General features: G+C 61.3%; 16 protein-coding genes. 10 read left to right on the top strand and 6 right to left on the bottom strand.

Annotation, left to right across the window (positions count from 1 at the left end):
* Window positions 1-18: 18 nt before the first annotated feature.
* Window positions 19-3,135 (bottom strand): AsmA family protein, encoded by a 3,117-nt coding sequence (locus D0N36_RS01435; RefSeq protein WP_116939279.1) that lies wholly within the window; start codon window positions 3,133-3,135, stop codon window positions 19-21.
* Between the two features lie 300 nt (window positions 3,136-3,435).
* Between D0N36_RS01435 and D0N36_RS01430 the strand changes: the two genes are divergently transcribed.
* Window positions 3,436-4,503, top strand: coding sequence for a PorP/SprF family type IX secretion system membrane protein (locus D0N36_RS01430; protein WP_116939278.1), 1,068 nt, complete (start codon window positions 3,436-3,438; stop codon window positions 4,501-4,503).
* Between the two features lie 68 nt (window positions 4,504-4,571).
* Window positions 4,572-5,825 (top strand): SUMF1/EgtB/PvdO family nonheme iron enzyme, encoded by a 1,254-nt coding sequence (locus D0N36_RS01425; protein WP_116939277.1) that lies wholly within the window; start codon window positions 4,572-4,574, stop codon window positions 5,823-5,825.
* A gap of 203 nt (window positions 5,826-6,028) precedes the next feature.
* On the opposite strand, the gene D0N36_RS01420 is transcribed toward D0N36_RS01425, so the two are convergent.
* The gene (locus D0N36_RS01420; RefSeq protein WP_116939276.1) at window positions 6,029-6,727 is read right to left on the bottom strand and encodes a ComF family protein; all 699 of its coding nucleotides are present in this window, start codon (window positions 6,725-6,727) and stop codon (window positions 6,029-6,031) included.
* 188 nt (window positions 6,728-6,915) lie between these two features.
* Between D0N36_RS01420 and D0N36_RS01415 the strand changes: the two genes are divergently transcribed.
* The 3 genes from D0N36_RS01415 (at window position 6,916) to D0N36_RS01405 (ending at window position 8,631) form a co-directional block, all read left to right on the top strand.
* Window positions 6,916-7,293 (top strand): carboxymuconolactone decarboxylase family protein, encoded by a 378-nt coding sequence (locus D0N36_RS01415; RefSeq protein WP_116939275.1) that lies wholly within the window; start codon window positions 6,916-6,918, stop codon window positions 7,291-7,293.
* A 2-nt stretch (window positions 7,294-7,295) separates the two neighbouring features.
* Window positions 7,296-7,658, top strand: a complete 363-nt coding sequence (locus D0N36_RS01410) for a hypothetical protein (RefSeq protein ID WP_116939274.1) — start codon at window positions 7,296-7,298, stop codon at window positions 7,656-7,658.
* A gap of 199 nt (window positions 7,659-7,857) precedes the next feature.
* Window positions 7,858-8,631 (top strand): exodeoxyribonuclease III, encoded by a 774-nt coding sequence (locus tag D0N36_RS01405; RefSeq protein ID WP_116939273.1) that lies wholly within the window; start codon window positions 7,858-7,860, stop codon window positions 8,629-8,631.
* 50 nt (window positions 8,632-8,681) lie between these two features.
* On the opposite strand, the gene D0N36_RS01400 is transcribed toward D0N36_RS01405, so the two are convergent.
* Together D0N36_RS01400 and D0N36_RS01395 are read right to left on the bottom strand one after the other, a co-directional pair.
* Complete coding sequence (locus D0N36_RS01400) at window positions 8,682-9,977, bottom strand: protoporphyrinogen/coproporphyrinogen oxidase (protein WP_116939272.1); 1,296 nt, start codon at window positions 9,975-9,977, stop codon at window positions 8,682-8,684.
* 110 nt (window positions 9,978-10,087) lie between these two features.
* Window positions 10,088-10,765, bottom strand: a complete 678-nt coding sequence (locus D0N36_RS01395; RefSeq protein ID WP_116939271.1) for a c-type heme family protein — start codon at window positions 10,763-10,765, stop codon at window positions 10,088-10,090.
* Window positions 10,766-11,005: 240 nt separating this feature from the next.
* On the opposite strand from D0N36_RS01395, the gene prfA reads away from it, so the two are divergent.
* The 3 genes from prfA (at window position 11,006) to D0N36_RS01380 (ending at window position 14,316) form a co-directional block, all read left to right on the top strand.
* On the top strand, window positions 11,006-12,076 hold the full coding sequence (gene prfA, locus D0N36_RS01390; RefSeq protein ID WP_116939270.1) for a peptide chain release factor 1: 1,071 nt from the start codon (window positions 11,006-11,008) through the stop codon (window positions 12,074-12,076).
* Window positions 12,077-12,273: 197 nt separating this feature from the next.
* A complete protein-coding gene (locus tag D0N36_RS01385; RefSeq protein ID WP_116939269.1) occupies window positions 12,274-13,797 on the top strand; it encodes a right-handed parallel beta-helix repeat-containing protein in 1,524 nt (507 codons plus the stop codon).
* Between the two features lie 96 nt (window positions 13,798-13,893).
* Complete coding sequence (locus D0N36_RS01380) at window positions 13,894-14,316, top strand: secondary thiamine-phosphate synthase enzyme YjbQ (RefSeq protein WP_116939268.1); 423 nt, start codon at window positions 13,894-13,896, stop codon at window positions 14,314-14,316.
* A 124-nt stretch (window positions 14,317-14,440) separates the two neighbouring features.
* Here D0N36_RS01380 and D0N36_RS01375 read toward each other — a convergent pair whose 3' ends face one another.
* Window positions 14,441-15,028, bottom strand: coding sequence for a hypothetical protein (locus tag D0N36_RS01375; RefSeq protein WP_116939267.1), 588 nt, complete (start codon window positions 15,026-15,028; stop codon window positions 14,441-14,443).
* Window positions 15,021-16,571 carry a 2,3-bisphosphoglycerate-independent phosphoglycerate mutase gene (gene gpmI / locus D0N36_RS01370; protein ID WP_116939266.1) on the bottom strand — a complete coding sequence of 517 codons (1,551 nt, stop codon included), beginning with the start codon at window positions 16,569-16,571 and terminating at the stop codon, window positions 15,021-15,023. Before gpmI ends, D0N36_RS01375 begins: the two co-directional genes overlap by 8 nt.
* Before the next feature lie 147 nt (window positions 16,572-16,718).
* Between gpmI and D0N36_RS01365 the strand changes: the two genes are divergently transcribed.
* Window positions 16,719-17,117 (top strand): DUF4783 domain-containing protein, encoded by a 399-nt coding sequence (locus D0N36_RS01365; RefSeq protein ID WP_116939265.1) that lies wholly within the window; start codon window positions 16,719-16,721, stop codon window positions 17,115-17,117.
* Window positions 17,118-17,283: 166 nt separating this feature from the next.
* Window positions 17,284-18,144, top strand: coding sequence for a carboxylating nicotinate-nucleotide diphosphorylase (nadC, locus tag D0N36_RS01360; protein ID WP_116939264.1), 861 nt, complete (start codon window positions 17,284-17,286; stop codon window positions 18,142-18,144).
* The last annotated feature ends 72 nt before the right edge of the window (window positions 18,145-18,216 follow it).

Below are 18,216 nucleotides of genomic sequence, written 5' to 3'. Positions count from 1 at the left end.
TCTATCAGATAGCCCGAATTAACTGCCGGCCTTGGCCGTATCGGCCGGGGCTTTGGGTTCGGCCGGCTTGGGCGTAGGAGCCGGCGCGGGAGTAGGCGCGGGGGCCGGAGCCGGCTTCGGCTTCCCGAAAAGGCTGTTAAGCCCTTTCTTAGCCTGTTCGCGCAGCCTGGCTTCGGCTTCGAGGCGACGTTTCTCCAGTTCCAGCTGGGCGCGGGCCTCCAGTTCCTGGCGCTTTACCAGGGCCTCTTTTTTGAGGCTGTCCTGGGAAAGCAGCAGTTTGGCGGCCAGCCCGGCCTTGGAGTCGTCGAGCTTGCTTTGCACAATGCCGCTAACCAGCTCCTTGGCAATGTCCTTGGCCTGGCCCTTCACGCTGCCACTGCTCAGCTTCACTTGGGGGTTGGTTATGGTGCCGCCAATGGTGAGGCCTAGCGTCACGCGCTCGGTACCCTTGAGGTTCGATACGCCTGTCAGGCGGGTGAGCTGGCTGCTGAGCGCGGTGCCGACTTGGCCCGTGGGCACATTGAGGGCCGCCACGTACTCCAGCCCGCCGCCGTCGATGTTGTTTGAGCCGCCCACCGTCATCTTAATCTGGCCTACGTTCAAATCAAACGGCTTCACCACGAAGTTGCCATTGATGATTTCGGCCGCCACATCCTTGTTGGTTACCACAAAGTTCTTCAACTCCTGCAGCTGCGTGAGGTTGCTGATTTTGGCCAGCACCGGCGAGCTGGTCACGGCCGCCCGCACAATATCGAACACGCCCTTGCCGGTGAGGGTGCTGTAGCGGGGCATCATGTCGGGGCCCATTTCGCCGCTCACGTTGAAGTTGGTCGAGAAGATGCCTTCCAGGTTGGCCGCCAGCGGCACCAGCTTTTTAATCGAGTTGAAGGCGGAAAAGGCCTGCTGGAAGTTCAGCTCCTTCACGTTCAGCCCGAAATCGAACTTGGGGTGCGCCAGGTTCTGGCTGCTGTACGAGCCGTTGGTGGCGAAGCTGCCGCCAAGCGTGTTGAAGGTGAGGTTGCGCAGCGTGGCCACCTGGTTGCGCACCGTCACGGTGCCTTTCACGTCGTTCAGCTTCAGGTTGTCATACAGCACCTGGCCTGCGGTGGTGTTCATCGTCAGGTCGAACTCCTTCGGAATCTGGAGTACACCGTCGGCCTGGGTGGTGGCGGCGGGAGCTTTGGTGGCGGCCTTGGCGCCGGCGGTGGGCTTGGCACTTACCTCGTCTACCATCCACTCGTTCAGATTAAAGCGGCGCGAGTTCACCGTCAGGTCGCCGCGCAACGGCTGGCCGGGCACGAACAGGTAGCCCAGGTAGTTGCTGATGGTACCCGAGGCCGCCACGTCCGACGAGCCCACGAAGCCCTGCATGTCGCGCAGCACAATCTGGTCGTTGTTGAACGTAGCCGTGGCCTGGCTCACCTTCATGCCCTGCGGAAAATCGGGGCTTTTGTAATCAATGTTGCGGGCATTCACCGTACCCAAAGCAACCACCGACTGGTAGCGGCCGGCCTCAATATCGGCCATGTTGCCCTTGGCGGCCACGTTGCCGCTCAGACGGCCCGCCACCGTCATGCCTTCGAGCGGGAATATTTTGGTGAGCTTGGTGAGGTCCACTGTGCCCTTCACGTCGGTGTCAAAAGCCAGCTTATCCACGCCCTGGGTGGCCACGCGGCCTTCCAGCGGCTCACCGTCGAGCAGCATTTTGAACTGTGGGATATTGACTTTGGTATCGTTGAGCTGGCCGGTGGGGTTGGTCACGGTGCCGGTCAGGGTCAGGTTTTCAATCGGGGCCGGAAACTGCTTGCTCTTCACGTAGCCGTTGGTCAGGTTCATTTTGGCCTGAATCACCGGCATTTGGGTAGCCGAATACACGCCCTTGGCGGTGGCATCCACGAACAGCTTGCCGCGCAACAGCAAATCCTTCACCGGATACACCTTCATCATTTCGGCTAGGTCCACGTTGGCTTTCACGCGGCCATCCACCTTCATCGGGGCCAGCCCATCGATGGCCACGTTGCCGTCAATCGGGTTCTTGCCCAGGTCCAGGTGAAACTGCTTCACGTTCACCTTCACGTTGTTGGTGAAGCCCGAAGGGTTATCCACCACCATATCCACGTTGATGTTGCGGGCGCGCTCGGGCAGGGCCGGGTACTGGAAGCTGCCGTCCTTGATCTGCAGGTTTACGCCGTAGCCGGGCATCTGCAGGTCGTTCTGCACACCCTTAAAGTACCCGTCGAAAGCCACCTTACCATCGGCCTTAATATCCTTGAACTGCTCGGTATACGCACCCGGCACCAGACTCAGGATGTTCTTGAAATCAGTTTCCAGCGCCTTAAAGGTGAGGTCGTACACAATATCAGTGGCGTTGGGCAGACCGATGGTGCCCTGGAAAGTGGCCGGGAAATCGTTCAGCTTCACCTTATTATCCTTGAAGGTGAAGAGCATCTTCTCCAGGTTCATGGCCATCGTCACGTCGGCGTCGAGCTTCTTGTTGCTCACGTACTGCACGCCGTCGTAGCTCAGCGAGGCCGACTGCGCTGTGGTCTGGCTCACCATATCGAAGATGTTCTGCTCGAAGTCGCCCGAGCCGGTGTGCTCAATGCCGCGCAGCTCCATCCCGAACGGGATGCTGCGGTCGTCGTAGCGCAGGCGGCCCTTGTTGATCTGCCAGCCCTTAATGGCCAGGCTAACCGCCGTGGTGTCCTGCCCCTTGGTAGCGGCAGCCGAGTCGGACACGAAGATGTCCCAGTTGGCGCGGCCGCTTTTGAGCACCTTTATATTAATGTCGGGCTCTTCGAGGGTGATGTCCTTGATTTTTATTTGGTCGCCGCTGATAACGCTCATCAGGTTCAGGCCGATGCGCGTCTGGGGCAGGTAGGCCAGCGTGTCGCGGGCAAACGAATCCTGGCCGATGATGCGTAGTTGGCTGATGCGCAGGGCCAGGTCGGGGAAAGTGCTCAGCAGCGTCACGTCGACGTTGGCCGGGTCGTACTGCACCTCGGCCCGCACCCGCTGGGCGAGCTGCTTATCGAAGGCGGCTTTAATTTTATCTTTGAACAGCAGCGGGGCCAGGGCCAGGAAGGCCACGACCACCACCAGGAAAATCCCGAGGCCGATAAAAAACTTACGCATAGAACGAATGCTTAAAAGAGGTAAATTCCGGCAGCCGAACTGACTATCAGAACCATCAGCCCGGTTGCCGACCCGGGCAAAAGTAAGGAGAAACTCAACCGGACTACGGTTGCAGTAAACGGTGTACAGGCGTACTATCTTGCCTCTCGTCATCGAACGCCTTGCCCGCCCGGTTCCCGTCAGCTACGTCAGCAATTATGAGACGCCCGATAGGACGTCTCCACATCCGCCATCACTTTTGCAGTTCTCTCCAGGTCTCAGGGTACCAAACCCGCCGGCCCGCTCGTTAGCAGCCCACGTATGCGAAGCACCAGGAATTCGGCGGCAGCAGCAACACCACCTACGGGGCGGCCCGGGCGGCGGTGGGCGGTTATGGCCGGGCTGGGCCTCGGGCTGGCCGGGCACGCCGCGCAGGCCCAGGACCTGTACTTCGCGCAGCCGTTCGCCAACCGCATGCAGCTCAACCCCGCCTACGCCGGCCTGCTCGACGACTATGGCGTGACGCTCAGCTACCGCAACCAGTTTCCCACCTTGGCCGGCACCTTCCAAACCACCCAGCTGGCCGCCGACTACCGCCTGCTCAACCAGCGCAGCGCCTTTGGCCTGCTCATCAACCAAGACCGCACGGGCGCCGTGGGCTACACCCGCCTGCAGGCGGGGGGCGTGTACGCTTACCATGTGCGCCTCAACCGCCAGCTTAGCCTCAGCGGTGGGGCCACGCTCAGCTACGGCCGCCAGCGCGTCGGCTACAGCAACCTCATCTTCGGCGACCAGCTTTCCGACGACGGCCAGGTGCGCGACCTGAGCCAGGAAGCCGCCGACTATGCGCCCGTCAACTACCTCACGGCCGGCGTGGGCGGGTTGCTGTTCGGGCCACAGTTCTGGCTGGGTGTGGCGGCCCACCACCTCAACCAGCCCGACCTGGGCTTCACTGGCCAGGGCAAGCTGCCCATGCGCCTGAACGTGCAGGGCGGCTACAAATTCTACTTCGCCAAAGTGAACACCGTGCGCGAGCAGCGCGAAGTCAGCCTGAGCCCCACGGCCGGCTACACCCGCCAGGGCGGCTCGGAGCGCACCGACCTTGGATTGTACTTTACCACGACGCCACTGACACTTGGGGCCGTATACCGGGGCCTGCCGCTGCCCGGCGCACCCCGGCCCCAGCAGGTGCTTACGGCCGTAGCCGGCATCAGTGCGGGCACTTTTCGGCTTGGTTATAGCTACGATGTCAGCCTCAGCCAGTTCAGCGCCGATTTAGGCGGAGCGCACGAGCTTTCGCTCACACTCCGCGAGTTCGACGCGCTGGAGGCGGCCTGGCGCCGACTGAAGCGACGCAATTACCCGAAAATTCCTTGCCCGGCTTTTTAAAATGTTGTATTATTGCACCCGACTTGCCTCGTCTAAACGCTTTTCAAACAGGTAGTTTCAACTTGATCATGAATATTTCCAAGTACCTGGGCCTGGCCCTCGTCGGAGTCTGCGCCCTGACTGCCTGTAACAAGGGCGGACGCTCGGCTACTAACCCCGGCAAATACAGCTCCACCACGGGCATCGAGTACAACACCGATGAGGGCATGAAGGTGTCTGATTATCAGGGCATCCCCGAAGGTCCGGGTTTGGTGTTTATCGAAGGCGGCCGTACCGTGCTGGGCTCGGCCGAAGAGGACGTAGCCATGAGCCACGACAACCTGGAGCGTACCGTTACGCTGGCCTCCTTCTACATGGATGAGGTGGAAGTAGCTAACATCCACTGGCTCGAATACCTGCACTACGTACGCAAGGACTCGGCCGAGGAATTCTATATGTCGGCCTTGCCCGACACCACGGTGTGGGCCCGCGAGCTGTCGTTCAACGACCCGTATGTGGATTATTATCTGCGTTACCCCGGCTTCCGCTACTTCCCGGTAGTGGGCGTAAGCTGGCTGCAGGCCAACGACTTCTGCACCTGGCGTACGGCCAAAGTGAACGAGCGGCTGGCCAGTGACGCATCTGAGAATGGCGGCGGCTCCCGCAAGGGTGGTCTGTTCGGCCGTAAGAAGAACAAGGGCGGCGACGCCGCTGAAGGTACTTCCGATAATGGCGGCGTGAAAATCGCCATCGAAAACGGCAACACGCTGCCCAACTACCGCCTGCCCACCGAGGCCGAGTGGGAGTACGCTGCGCAGGCCCTCATCGGCACCCAGGAAACTGGCAACGAAAACCAGGAGAACAAGCGCATTTACCCTTGGGACGGCCGCCAGGTACGGAACCCCTACGGTAAGAACCAGGGCCAGTTCCTCGCTAACTTCAAGCGTGGCCGCGGCGACTACGCTGGTATTGCCGGCTCGCTCAACGATGGCGCCATGATTACCGAGCAGGTGTTCTCGTACCCACCGAACGACTACGGCCTCTACAACATGGCCGGCAACGTAAACGAGTGGGTGCAGGATATCTACCGTCCGCTTTCCTATGAGGACGTGGAGGATCTGAACCCCTTCCGCCGCAACGGCTACCTCGACCCCTCGGAGAAGTACGACAAGAAAGGCTACCAGTCGCTCATCGACGACCACGTGCGCGTGTACAAAGGCGGCTCGTGGCGCGATGTAGCCTACTGGCTCTCGCCCGGCACCCGCCGCTTCATGGCCGAAGATTCGGCTACGGCCACTATCGGTTTCCGCTGCGCCATGATCAACGCCGGCTCGAACAAATAACATCACAGATGCTGCAGATGACGAGGATTCGTTCTGACTCAGCAACATGTAAGACACTCCAGTTACTAAAGCAGCCACCCCATACGGGGTGGCTGTTTTGCTGATTAAACGAACTGTCGTTCAGCACAAATCGACAACACCAGTAATTAATCTGCTACCAGAACAAATCCTTTTCATCTGCAGCATCTGCAGCATCTGTGGTTCTAGGCGACGGCGATGGTGGCTACGCTGACTTCGCGGGCCCCGGCGGCGAGCAGCACGGCGCAGCAGGCTTCGAGCGTGGCGCCGGTGGTCAGCACATCGTCGACTACCAGCACATGCTGACCTTCGATGAGGTCGGGGCGAGCTACTTCGAAAACGGCGGCTACGTTTTGCCAGCGCTGGAGGCGGTTTTTGCGGGTTTGTGATTCGGTGGCGGCGGTCCGGCACAGGGCCTCGGGATGCCAGGGGCAACTCAGGCCAGTGGCCAGGCCTTCGGCGAAACTATCGGCCTGGTTGTAGCCACGGCGGGCCAGCTTGCGCGGGTGCAGCGGTACGGGCACTACCAGCGCGAAGGTGTCGGCGTAGCTAGCCTCAGCCAGCTCCTGGCCGAAGTGGCGACCCAGCACCCTGCCTACCTGCTGCTGGTTGCGGTATTTGAGCTCGTGCAGCAGGTGTTGCACCCGGCCATGCTTCTGGAACGTGAGGTAGCCCAGCACGTGCGTAACCGGCAGCTTGCCCCAAAAGCGGCGGGCCAGCGGGTTATCGGCCGGGAGCAGGCGGTGGTAATCAGTGTAGGGCAACTGGGCGCGGCAGTCGGTGCACAGGTCGTCCTCGCCGCGGGCCAGCGGCTCCTGGCAGGCTAGGCACACCCGCGGAAACAGCAGGCTCACGAAATCGGAAAGCACAGTGGGCAGCGGCATAGCGGCGGGGCAACTGGTAGGCCTGGGGAAACTTCTCCTTAATTTTAGCGCTTAATGCTGAAATTTGCGCGCGCTTGTTTTTTTGGAGCGTTGGCTAAGCTTGTGCATACCGGCGAGCTACAGCCCGGCCCACCAGCAAAACAACGCCATCAGCACACCCGCCTATCCACTCATCAGCCCACCAGTCCATGAGCATCGTCACCGAATTTAACGATTACCGCCAGCGCATGAATGAGAAAATCTTGGCGGCCGACAACAAGGTCATCAAGCGTTTTTTCAACCTCGATACCAACACCTACCAGGATGGCGCGCTAGACGTGAAAACCAAGGAGCTGCTGGGCCTGGCCTGCTCCATGGTGCTGCGCTGCGACGACTGCATTAAGTACCACCTGGGCAAATGCTACGAGGAGAAGGTGAGCGAGGAGGAAATCTATGAGCTGTTCGCCATTGCCAACCTCATCGGGGGCAGCATCGTGATTCCGCACTTCCGGCGTGCCGTGGAGTACTGGGAGGCCCTCAAGGAAGAAACGGTAACCCCGCCGCCCGTTCATCCGCACGCCGCTTAAACATGCTCGATCCTCAGGAAACCGAAGCCCAGTTCGAGCACCGCTGGTGGGAGCTGATGACGGAGATGAAGACCCGCTTCGGTAAAAAGCCCGACATGAACGCTCTGCTGCTGCTTATTGGTGTGCAGGAACTGGGCCAGGGCGCAGGGCCTTTTACCAAGGAGCAGAAGCAGGACCTAATGCACATTGCCACCTGCCGGCTGTTCAGTATTTCGGGCTACTACGAGCGCGAAAACGTGGACGAGGAGGGCTGGCCCCACTACCGGCTGCTGCAGGCGCTGCCCTTCTCCAACCTCAAAGAGCAGGAGCGCATGCTGAAATGGCACGTGCTGGAATACTTCGACGAGCAGAATCAGGAGGAATAGAGAAGCAGTACGTTGTCATGCTGAGCGAAGGCGCAGCCGCAGTCAAGCATCTCTACTGCAATGCTAACCCTGACGTTAGAAATTGCTACTGCGGTAGAGATGCTTCGACTGCGGCTTCGACTGCGGCTGCGCCTTCGCTCAGCATGACACGGTTCTTTTCTGCCGTTCTACTTTCCATCTCCCCACACAAATCACTGCTTTGAACATCGTTTCTTACAACGTCAACGGCTTGCGCTCGGCCTTGAGCAAGGGCCTGGCCGACTGGATGGCCACGGCCCGGCCCGATGTGCTGTGCGTGCAGGAAATAAAGGCCGGCCGCGAGCCGCTCGACGTATCGCGGCTGACGGATTTGGGCTACCATGCCTACCTGCATCCGGCCCAGAAACCCGGCTACAGCGGCGTGGCCATCTTCTCCAAGGAAAAGCCGCTGGCGGTAACCGAAGGCTGCGGCCAGGAGCGCTACGACACCGAAGGCCGGGTGCTTCGGCTCGATTTCGAGCACTGCGCAGTGCTGAACACCTACATGCCCTCGGGCACGAGCGGGCCCGAGCGGCAGGCGTTTAAGGTGGAGTGGCTGCACTTTTTCCGGCGCTACGTGGCCGGGCTGCAAGCGGCCGGGGTACCACCGCTGGTTATTGCCGGCGACTTCAACTGCTGCCAGCGCGAGCTGGACCTGCACAACCCCAAGGCCAACCAGAAAAGCCCCGGCTTCACGCCCGAGGAGCGCCAGTGGTTCCGCGACTTCTTGGCCGACGGCTTTACCGACTCCTTCCGCCACCACCACGGCGACGCGCCGCAGCGCTACTCCTGGTGGAGCTACCGCGCCGGCTCGCGCGCCCGCAACGTCGGCTGGCGCCTCGACCACCTGCTGGTCGACAACCACCTCGTGCCTCACATCCGCCACGCCGACCTGCTGCCCGACGTCATCCACTCCGACCATTGCCCGGCTTCTTTAGTATTGGGTAATTGGTAGTGAGTAACCCAGGTCGCGCAGCACGGCGTAGGGTGCGGGGCTTGAGAATGCTAAATCAAAATCATTTCCGCTACCTCGCGGCCCGCAGCCAGGGCGGCGTTTAGCGAGGGGTAAGCAGCATAGTCGCCACAGCGGTAGAGGTGGGCACCGAGCCGCAGCGACTGGCGCGCCGGCTGGCCGGCGGGGTATTCGGGCAGGGCAAAGGGCAGATTATAGGTGCGCAGGTGGGGCCAGCCGGTGGCTTCGGGGCCGAACCAAATAGTCAGCTCCCGGCGCAGCTGGGCCGTCAGGCCGGCTTCCGAGAGGCCATGCTCGCCGTGGGTGCTCACCGATACTAGTCGCTGCCCGGCTGGGGCGTAGGCCGGGGCCACATCCGAAGGGAAGGCCACGTTGTGCGCCTGCCCGGTGGGCGAGGCGTTGAGCCGCAGCAGCCTATCGGGGCGGCTGGTTGAAGCCGGGGCGGCAAAATAGGTGCAGGTAGTGCGCCGCCACTGCAAAGACGCGGGGGTAGAAACGAGTGCCTCGTCGGTGGCGGTGGGCAGCAGGCGGCCGGCGGCTTCGCCATCGACGGCCACTACTACGGCGGCGGCTTCAATGGTTTCGCCACTGGCCAGCCGGACGGTGAGGCCCTCCACGGCGGCTACCGGGCTGTTCAGGCGGACGGTGCCGGCAGGCAGGCGAGCGGCCAGCTGCTCGGGTATCTGCTGCATGCCCAGAGCCGGCACCACGGCCTCACCTTGCACAAACTGCTGGAACACGAACTCGAAGAAGTTGGCCGCCGTGCTCAGACTCCGGTCGAGAAATACGCCCCCAAAGAAGGGCCGGAAGAAGTTGTCGATGATTTGCTCACTCCAGCCGTAATGGCGCAGAAATTCGAGCGTGCTTTGCCTGTTGGTGGAGTTGCGGCTTATCAGCTGCCCGCTGGTGTAGCCGTGTACGTGCTTCACCAGGCTCAGAATCCGCAGCTTGTCGGGCAGCGTGCCGATGCGCGAAGTGAGGGCCGAAAACGCAGCCATGGGCCGTTGCAGCGGGTTCTGCAGGGTCGTTTCCTTGCCGTCGGGCAGCCGGATAACGGCTCCCGAGCTAAAGGCCTTCAGGTCCAGCGCGCCATAGTCGATCAGCCGCTCGACCTCGGGGTAGCGCGTGAGCAGCACCTGAAAACCCCGGTCGAGGCGGAAGCCCTCGGGCGTTACGTCGGTACGCACGCGGCCACCAACGGCGTCGGCGGCTTCGAGCAGCAGCACGGGGCGGCCGGCGCGGTGCAGGTAGTTGGCGCAAGCCAGCCCGGCCATGCCGGCTCCAACAATGATAACGGGCAGTTGGGCGGAAGAAACGGTAGTCGTCATAGAAAAGGCAAACTGCAAAGACAGGCCGAAGGTTGTTTTTGAGAGGGTCAGAAGAGAACGTCATTCAGCGCGAAGCGAAGAATGACGTTCTCTTCTGACTTCTTGCTTCCCTAAAACAAAGGCTTGCGCGGCTTCATCACCTTCCGGGTTTTCATCGTCCAGAACTCGGCTGCGCCGCTGCGGCTGAGGCTGACGCGCCACACACCCATGGCCTGGCCCAACTGGTAGCCGGTAGCCTGGTCCTGCGGGTACTGCTGCCTGATGAGCGCGTAATCAGCGGCCGTAATGTCCTTGCCCACTTCGCCGTGGCAGCGCAGGCAAAGCTGGTCATTCAGCACCAGGGGGCGCTGGTAGGTGAACACCTCCTGGCTCGGGCGGGCCACCTGGCGGGCGGTGTCGGCCGGGTTCAGCTCGGCGGCACTCAGCGTGGCCTGGTTGAGGGGGTTGCGCGGGCGGTTGCTCACGCGGGTTAGCGTAGCCTGCAGCGTTTTAGCCAGCGAATCGGTGCGGGGCAGGCGCTCGGGATGGCAGAACGACAGGGCCGCCGCCACGCCGCCCGCGGCCAGCTTATCGGCCAGCGCCTGGCGCAACTCCCGCTCGGCGGTGCGCGTGAGCGAGTCGCCGGCCCAGGCCGTGGCCCGCAGCAAATCTTTGGGCATAATGCGCTTCACTTCCCAGTTAACGGCCTCCTTGGCCAGCTCCTTGGTGTTGCTCAGGTGCTCGACCTGATCGGGACGGCAGGCAGTGAGCAGAAGCAGCAGGGAAGCAAAAGGCAGGAGCGGGTGCATGAGTAAGGGGTATAAAGGCTAGGCAAACGAGGTAGGGGCGGCTGCCCCTGCCCGCCGCTTAAACGATATACATCCAACGCACCGCGTTGTTCCCGTTAAACGGCGGGCGGGGGCAAGCCCCGCCCCTACATCGTTCTTACGAACTGGCTAAAGGTACAGCCTGCCGGCGCCAAGAGAGGTATTTCCAGCCCGCTTCGTTTCCGTATCTTTGCAACCCTACTACAAATTTCAGAAGGCAAGATGCTAGATAAACTAGAGGCCATTCAACGGCGCTACGAGGACGTGAGCGAGGAGCTGACCCAGCCCGAAGCCATGAGCGACATGAAGCGCTTCAAGGCCCTCAACAAAGAATACAAAGACCTGGGCAAGATTATGGTCGAGTACAAGGCCTACCAGAACGTGCTGGCCAACATTGCCAGTTCCAAGCAGGTCATTTCTACCGAAAAGGACGAGGACTTCCGCCAGATGGCCAAGGACGAGCTCGAAGGGCTTTACCCCGAAGAGGAGCGCCTCGAAGCCGTTATCAAGGAGCTGCTGATTCCGAAGGACCCCAACGACAGCAAGGACGTTATCATGGAAATCCGGGCTGGGGCTGGGGGCGACGAGGCGGCTATTTTTGCCGGCGACCTGCAGCGCATGTACATGCGCTACGCCGAAAAGCACAACCTCAAAATGGATCTGATTGACGCCACCGAAGGCACTTCGGGCGGCTACAAAGAAATCATTCTGGCCATGAAAGGTGAGGACGTGTACGGCAAACTCAAGTTTGAGAGCGGCGTGCACCGGGTGCAGCGGGTGCCGGCCACCGAAACCCAGGGCCGCATCCACACCTCCGTGGCTTCCATTGTGGTGATGCCCGAAGCCGAGGAGCTCGACGTACAGATCGACATGAACGACGTGCGCAAGGACCTGTTCATGTCGTCGGGCCCCGGCGGACAGTCGGTAAACACGACCTACTCGGCCGTGCGCCTCACCCACCTGCCCACCGGCCTCGTGGCCCAGTGCCAGGACCAGAAGTCGCAGCTCAAGAACTTCGATAAGGCCCTCGGCGTGCTTCGCTCGCGGATTTACGAAATCGAGCTGGCCAAAAAGAACGAAGCTGAAGGTGCCCAGCGCAAGAGCATGATTGGCAGCGGCGACCGGTCGGACAAAATCCGCACCTACAACTACCCCCAGGGCCGCGTAACCGACCACCGCATTGGCTTCACGGTGCATAACCTGGCCAGCGTGATGGACGGCAACATCGACGATTTCGTGGAGCAGCTCCGCCTCGCCGAAAGCGCCGCGCGCCTGCAGGAAGGCGTCGGATAATTTTCGGAGTGGCTTGGACGTTGGGTGAAGAAAGCAGAACGTCATGCTGAGCGAAGCCGGAGGCGTAGTCGAAGCATCCCTACCGCAGTAGCAATCCTGACATCGGGTTAGTTTAGCAACGAAGCGGTAGAGATGCTTCGACTATGCCTCCGGCTTCGCTCAGCATGACGCTCTTTTTCTTCTAAAACCACTAACCAATGCGCTTCCTGCTTCCGCTGCTGCTCCTGCTTTCAGCCCTGACCACAACGGTGCTGCTGCCAGGCTGTGAGCCGAAGGAGGATTTGATAACGACCGACAGCAGTGCCCGGCTGGAATTCTCGCTCGACACGGTGAAGTTCGATACGGTGTTTGTGGCCACTGGCACCGTAACCAAGCGCCTGTGGGTGTACAACCGCAACGCCCGGGCCGTGCGGGTGGCCGAAATAAGCCTGCAAAGCCGGCCGGCCGTAACCTACAACCTGCTGATAAACGGCGACGCCGGCCCCAGCGCCCGCAATGTGGAAATCAGGGGTAAAGACAGCCTGCTGGTACTGGTGCGGGCCACCATCGACCCCACGCCGGCCGATGGCAAGCCGTTTCTGGTAGAAGACGACCTGCGTTTTGTAACCAATGGCAACGCGCAGGCCGTGAAGGTGCTCAGCTACGGCCAGAACGCCTACTTCCACGATGCCGAAACCATCACCAGTAACACCGTCTGGAAGGCCGACAAGCCGCACGTTATCTACAACTCGGTGCTCGTGAAGCCGGGCATCACACTGACTATTGCGGCCGGCGCACGCATCTACTCGCACTTCCGCTCCTATCTGGTGGTAAAAGGCCGCCTGCTGTGCAACCCCGATTATCAGCCTACCGGCCCCATCAAGCCCACCGACCCCAACATCGTGCGCTTCCAGGGCGACCGGCGCGAGGCCGAGTACGCCGAGCGGCCCGGCCAATGGGGCGGTATCGAGTTCGACCTGGGCAGCCAGGGCAACGTGCTGCGCTACACCGAAATAAAGAACAGCACGCTGGGCATCTACCTCTTCAATCCTTTTGATGAGCAGCCGCGCCCGCAGGTGCGAATCGAGAATGTGGAGCTGCGCAATATTTCTACCCTCAACAGCGGCCTGGGTTTCGATGGGGCCGCGCTGCTGAGCCTGAGCGGCGACCTGACGGCCAGCAACACGCTCATCAGCAATTGCGAGCAGTACGCGGTATACGCCGTGCAAAGCAGCCAGGTCCGGCTCGACTACTGCACCATCGCCAACTACAGCCTCGGCACCCGCGACCAGCCCTCGGTCCTGATTTCGCCCCGGGCACCCTTTGAAACCATTAATGACCAGCCACTGCCCGCAGTTGCGCCTCGTGGCCTGACGGTGCGCAACTCCATTATCTGGGGCAGTATCCGCGACGGGGATGAGCTGGAGTTCGTGGCCGGTGAGCAGTATGCGGGCAATATCAGCATCCGCAACAGCCTGCTCAAAACCAAGAAGTACGACAACACGGGGCCACTGGGCCAGCAGAAAAACGGCAACGTACTCAACCCCGACGAGTTTGCCGCCTCGATCTTCAAAAGCACGCCTCTGCGCTTTCGGGGCACTTCGCTTAGCTTTGAATTAGATAGCCTCTCGTCGGCCAGCAACCGGGCCCTGCCCCTGCTGGGCCTGCCCACCGACCTGCTCAACCGCCCCCGCAACCCCACCACGCCCGACATCGGCGCCTACGAGCGGGTGAATCCCTAATAGGGAATTCAAAGCGAAAAAGTCAAAAGTAAAAGTGCGCTCCGGTATCCTGAGCGTACTTTTACTTTTGACTTTTTCGCTTTGAATTCCCTTTCTATGCACTGCTTCCAGAAACGGCTGCGGCTGCCGGCACTTAGCCGGGGCTTTCATCTGATTACCGATTTGCTGGTGGCCGAGCTACCCGAGCTGGAGCAGCTGCAGGTGGGCACGGCGCACTTCTTCATCCAGCACACCTCCGCCAGCCTCAGCCTCAACGAAAACGCCGACCCCACCGTACGGGCCGATTTCGAGCATTTCTTCCGCCGGCTGGTGCCCGAAAACGCCCCCTACTTCCAGCACACCCAGGAAGGCCCCGACGATATGCCGGCTCACCTCAAAGCCAGCCTGCTGGGCCACGCCGTCAGCATCCCCATCAGCCGGGGCGAACTGCTGCTGGGCACCTGGCAGGGCATTTATTTAGGTGAGCACCGCACCCACGGCGGCCGCCGCTGGGTAGTAGCCACGTTGATGGGCAGTTAAGGATTAGGCAGTAGTACAGAACGTCATTCAGAGCGAAGCGAAGAATCTCGCATGAATCGTTGAACAACAACTGTTGTAACGATTCACGCGAGATTCTTCGCTTCGCTCTGAATGACGTTCTGCGCTACTGCCCTATCGTTCCACGAACCGCGTAGCGCACCGAGTCGAACAAAATCAGCTTCTGTACGCCCTGCACGCGGTAGGTGCTAAGCTGGCCGTTCGGGCTATCGAGCTCCAGGGTTTTGGAGGAGTACACCAACGGGTTGTCCTGCGAAACGGTGGCGCGCACCTGCTGCACCTGCCCGTTGCGGCTGACGACCAAGAGCTGGCGCACCGGCTGCTCCACGCCGGGGCGGCGGCGGTAGGTGCGCCGCAACAGCCCGTCGGGCGTGGCCACCGAATCTACCAGGTAGAGGCCGCGCAGGGCGGGCTTGTCGATATCGGCCTGCTGGAAAATCTGGAGCTCCCTGGCCCAGTCGGTGGGCGTGAGGCGTTCGGTTTCCAGGCCGCCATCGCGTAGCAGCACCTGCTTTTCCACGGCAGGCTTGCGGCGGTTGAGTTCGGTGCTCTGCTCGCTCAGGAAAGCCGGCAGGTTGAAGTAGCTGGTATGCTGGCGCAGGGCCTCGTTGGGCGCCGGCACATCGTTCTCCGGTCCGCAGGCCGTGAGCAGCATAGCCAGGGCAACCGGCAACACGAGCCCACGCTTACGCATTCGGGGCGAGGATTGGGGGCCGCAACAGGCTCAGGCTGGTCATGATGACGGGCTGGGGCAGGCCCATCAGTTCGAGCACGGTGGGTGCAATGTCGGCGAGCTTGCCGTCGGCCAGCAGGCCGTGGTAGTCGTTGCTGGCCAGAATGCAGGGCACCAGGTTGGTGGTGTGGGCCGTGTTGGGCGAGCCGTCGGGGTTCACCATCATGTCGGCGTTGCCGTGGTCGGCAATGATGATGCAGGCGTAATCGGCGGCCAGCGCGGCTTCCACTACGCCGCGGGTGCACTCGTCGGCGGCTTCGGCGGCCTTCACGGCGGCGGCAAAGATGCCAGTGTGGCCCACCATGTCGGTGTTGGCGAAGTTGAGCACTACAAAATCGGCCGACTTGGCCAGCAGCTCCGGTACCAGCGCGTCGCGCAGCTCGTAGGCGCTCATTTCGGGCTGCAGGTCGTAGGTGGCCACCTTGGGCGAGTTGCGCATAATGCGGCTTTCACCGGGAAACTCCACTTCCTGCCCGCCCGAAAAGAAAAACGTGACGTGCGGGTACTTCTCGGTCTCGGCAATGCGAATCTGCCGCTTGCCGTGCTCGGCCAGCACCTGGCCCAGCGTGTGCTCCAGGTTGTCCTTCTCGAAGATGGGAATGACGCCGGTGAAGGTGGCGTCGTAGTTGGTCATGGTCAGGTAATGCAGGTTCAGGCGCTGCATCTGGAAGGCGTGGAAATCCTGCTGAGTGAGGGCCTCGGTTATTTCGCGGCCCCGGTCGGTGCGGAAGTTAAAGCAGATAACCACGTCGCCCTCACGAATGGTGGCCAGCGGCGTGCCATCGGCGTCCACCTTCACGATGGGCTTCATGAACTCATCCGTAGCGCCCTCCTTATACGAGTCGAGCATGCTCTGAATCAGGTTCTGCGAGGGCGTGCCGATGCCGTTCACCAGCACGTCGTACGCCACCTTCACCCGCTCCCAGCGGTTGTCGCGGTCCATGGCAAAGTAGCGGCCCACCACGGAGGCAATTTTGCCGCTGGCGCCGCGCTGCAGATGCTGCTCCAGGTCGTTCACGTAGCTCACTCCCCCCTTGGGGTCGGTGTCGCGGCCGTCGGTGAAGGCGTGGATAAACACGTTGTGCACGTCCTCATCGTGGGCGATGGAGCACAGGGCCTTGAGGTGGTCGATGTGGGAATGCACGCCGCCATCGGAGAGCAGACCCATCAGGTGCACGGGCTTGCGGTGCTCGCGAGCGTAGGCAAAGGCTTGCTGCAGGGCGGGCACGGCGGTCAGTTTCCGCTCGCGCACGGCCTTGTTGATGCGCACCAGGTCCTGGTACACCACCCGGCCGGCGCCGATGTTCATGTGGCCGACCTCCGAATTGCCCATCTGCCCATCGGGCAGGCCCACGGCCTCGCCCGAGGCCTGGAGCTTGCTATGCGGAAAACGCGCGAACAACGAATCAACATAGGGGGTGTGCGCCTGGTCAATGGCCGAAACCGTCTTATCCTGAGCCAGGCCCCACCCGTCCAGAATCACCAGCAGTACCTGTTTGTTCATGCCCGCAAAGATACGGCAGCCCCGGCATAAAGGCCGGCTCATCCGTAACTTACCGGCCGGCCGGGCCATTTAGTTAAATCGGGCTTCGCATGGCGGCACCTTGGCACTATTTTCGCACCTTGCCGACCAAACTCTTTCTGTTTTTACATGAAACGTCTTATTTCTTTTGCTTCGGTGCTGGTACTGGGGTTGCTGCTGGCTGTCGGTGTGATGGCCCAGGCCGATTCATTCGGGCCGGTGCGCAGCGCTATTCGGAACAGCAATGCCCGAGAGTTGGCCCAGCTTTTTGCGCCCAGCGTGGAGTTGAGCTTCAACGGCGACAAGCAGACCTATAGCGCCACCCAGGCCGAATTCGTGATGAAGGATTTCTTCGCCAAGCACCCGCCCACGTCCTTCGATTTCAACCATTACGGCGGCAGCAACCAGGGCACCCCCTATGCCGCCGGCCTTTACACCGACAAAGAAGGCGTCTACTCTATGTTTGTGAAGATGAAAACAGCAGACGGCGGCCTCAAAATTGCCACCATCGACTTCAAGAAGGAATAACGCCCGGCTCCGGCCGCCTCACCTACTCATACCGTGCCTTGGGGCGCGGTATTTTTTTGTGCGATAAGCAACGCAATATGGTAAGCCAATAGGCTCTATTCGGGCGGAATCGTAGAGACTTCAACTATAAGGCCCGGAACCGGGCCGTTTTTGCTATTTTTGTCCCGTGCAAACGCCTTCCTACCTTACTCCTGAAGCCCTGACGGCCTTCATCCAAGCGGCCCTGGCTGAAGACGTGGGCGACGGCGACCATTCGGCGCTTTCGTCCATTCCGGCCGAAGCCCGCAACCGGGCCCACCTGCTCATCAAAGATGCCGGCGTGCTGGCCGGGGTGGAGCTGGCCCGCCACATTTTCACCTTTGTGGATGCCGACCTAGTGCTGGACGTGCGCCTCCAGGACGGCACCCGCGTAAGCTACGGCGACGTGGCCCTCATAGTAGAAGGCCGGGCGCGCAGCATCCTCACGGCCGAGCGGCTGGTGCTCAACTGTATGCAGCGCATGAGTGGCATTGCCACCCACACGGCCCACCTCGTGAGTTTGCTGGCCGGCACCAAGGCCCGCCTGCTTGACACCCGTAAAACCACGCCCAACTTCCGGCTGCCCGAAAAATGGGCCGTGCTGATTGGCGGCGGCGTTAACCACCGCTACGGCCTCTTCGACATGATTATCCTCAAGGACAACCATGTGGATTACGCCGGGGGTGTGCGCCAAGCCATCGAAGCCTCGCGGGCTTACCTGGCCCAAACGGGCCGGCAGCTGCCCATCGAAATTGAAACCCGCTCGCTGGCCGAAGTGCAGCAGGCCCTCGACGCCGGCGGCATCGACCGCATCATGCTCGACAACATGGCGCCGGCCCAGCTTCGCGAGGCCGTAGCCCTGGTGGCAGGCCGCTTCCCGCTCGAAGCCAGCGGCGGCATCACCGAGGAAACCATTGCCGATGTAGCCGCCACCGGCGTCGACTACATCTCAGTCGGGGCCCTCACCCACTCCGTCCGCAGCCTGGACATGAGCCTGAAAGCATTTTAAATGAGGTCTTAGCTGTTAGGACGCAGGTTTTTGGGCTCGTCGGTTGTTCTGCACAAGCAAGCTGATAGTGGA

The organism is Hymenobacter lapidiphilus, from assembly GCF_003417065.2.
Lineage (GTDB): Bacteria > Bacteroidota > Bacteroidia > Cytophagales > Hymenobacteraceae > Hymenobacter.
The sequence above is the reverse complement of the archived record's forward strand: the minus strand, read 5'-3'. Positions and strand labels throughout refer to the sequence as shown.

What these genes read in the sequence shown, in the direction of transcription:
- D0N36_RS01435 (WP_116939279.1), bottom strand. Translation starts at nt 3,135, where the DNA reads ATGCGTAAGTTTTTTATCGGCCTCGGGATTTTCCTGGTGGTGGTCGTG.
- D0N36_RS01430 (WP_116939278.1), top strand. Translation starts at nt 3,436, where the DNA reads ATGCGAAGCACCAGGAATTCGGCGGCAGCAGCAACACCACCTACGGGG.
- D0N36_RS01425 (WP_116939277.1), top strand. Translation starts at nt 4,572, where the DNA reads ATGAATATTTCCAAGTACCTGGGCCTGGCCCTCGTCGGAGTCTGCGCC.
- D0N36_RS01420 (WP_116939276.1), bottom strand. Translation starts at nt 6,727, where the DNA reads ATGCCGCTGCCCACTGTGCTTTCCGATTTCGTGAGCCTGCTGTTTCCG.
- D0N36_RS01415 (WP_116939275.1), top strand. Translation starts at nt 6,916, where the DNA reads ATGAGCATCGTCACCGAATTTAACGATTACCGCCAGCGCATGAATGAG.
- D0N36_RS01410 (WP_116939274.1), top strand. Translation starts at nt 7,296, where the DNA reads ATGCTCGATCCTCAGGAAACCGAAGCCCAGTTCGAGCACCGCTGGTGG.
- D0N36_RS01400 (WP_116939272.1), bottom strand. Translation starts at nt 9,977, where the DNA reads ATGACGACTACCGTTTCTTCCGCCCAACTGCCCGTTATCATTGTTGGA.
- D0N36_RS01395 (WP_116939271.1), bottom strand. Translation starts at nt 10,765, where the DNA reads ATGCACCCGCTCCTGCCTTTTGCTTCCCTGCTGCTTCTGCTCACTGCC.
- prfA (WP_116939270.1), top strand. Translation starts at nt 11,006, where the DNA reads ATGCTAGATAAACTAGAGGCCATTCAACGGCGCTACGAGGACGTGAGC.
- D0N36_RS01385 (WP_116939269.1), top strand. Translation starts at nt 12,274, where the DNA reads ATGCGCTTCCTGCTTCCGCTGCTGCTCCTGCTTTCAGCCCTGACCACA.
- D0N36_RS01380 (WP_116939268.1), top strand. Translation starts at nt 13,894, where the DNA reads ATGCACTGCTTCCAGAAACGGCTGCGGCTGCCGGCACTTAGCCGGGGC.
- D0N36_RS01375 (WP_116939267.1), bottom strand. Translation starts at nt 15,028, where the DNA reads ATGCGTAAGCGTGGGCTCGTGTTGCCGGTTGCCCTGGCTATGCTGCTC.
- gpmI (WP_116939266.1), bottom strand. Translation starts at nt 16,571, where the DNA reads ATGAACAAACAGGTACTGCTGGTGATTCTGGACGGGTGGGGCCTGGCT.
- D0N36_RS01365 (WP_116939265.1), top strand. Translation starts at nt 16,719, where the DNA reads ATGAAACGTCTTATTTCTTTTGCTTCGGTGCTGGTACTGGGGTTGCTG.